1 protein-coding gene is annotated in these 873 nt (G+C 58.8%); it reads left to right on the top strand.

Annotated elements, in window-relative coordinates:
• Positions 1 to 242: 242 nt before the first annotated feature.
• The coding region (locus PROAA_RS13895; RefSeq protein WP_186411908.1) for a class I SAM-dependent methyltransferase at positions 243 to 873 on the top strand (631 nt) is incomplete at its 3' end.

Genomic DNA, 873 nt, shown 5'->3' with positions numbered 1-873 from the left:
ACCCACGGCTCTAGCTTGGGAAGCTAGGGTATTACCATTATACGACGCCCGCAAAAGCAGTCGGGCATTCTACGATGCTTCGGCCTGCTTCCACAACTCCGAGCGCTGTGCGGGATTCGTTCGAGAGTGGACGATAATAGGCAAGGGCCATTAGAGTCCAGGCGGCGAACGACGCAAGCGGCGCCGTCTGACGAGCGGGATACAGCGGGATACAATGTCGATCCTAGTTATGGAGCAAGGTATTGCCTTCACTGCCCACTGAGCCCAGCACTGATCTTGGGATTCATCAGAACGCGCAGCCCCGTTCCTATGTGCGCCAACTGGCATTACAGGGCGCTGCTGCATTGGCCGTGCTTTCACTGGCGTGGCCTTACTTTGGCATCAGGGACGAAGTTCTGCCTTGGCCGGCAACCGCTGCAGCCATCGGCGGGGCCGCCCTGCTGATCGCAATACTCACGCACCAACCCTGGTGGTGGCGGTTGATCCACGCATCTTTCGCCCCGCTGGGATGGGGTGTAGCCACGCTGGCGATTGATCCGGGTTGGTTCTTGCTGGCTTTCATTCTGATGCTGCTTGTATATCGCGGTGCAGTCACTGGTCAGATACCCCTCTTCCTTTCGAACAACGAGACTGCATCCGCTCTTGCCGCACTGGTCCCAGAGCGTCCGGGCACGCGCTTCATCGATCTGGGTGCCGGCGTCGGTAGCGTACTGCGGCCGCTAGCCAGATTCCATCGGGATGCACAGTTCACCGGGATCGAGAATGCGCCGGCGACCTGGCTTGCCGGCTATTTGTTGACGGCCGGTCTGACAAACTGCGACTGGCGATGGGGTGATTTTTGGCGCGTAAATCTTGCTGAATACGATGTGGTTT

Source organism: Candidatus Propionivibrio aalborgensis, assembly GCF_900089945.1.
In the GTDB taxonomy this organism is placed as follows: domain Bacteria; phylum Pseudomonadota; class Gammaproteobacteria; order Burkholderiales; family Rhodocyclaceae; genus Propionivibrio; species Propionivibrio aalborgensis.
The sequence above is the reverse complement of the archived record's forward strand: the minus strand, read 5'-3'. Positions and strand labels throughout refer to the sequence as shown.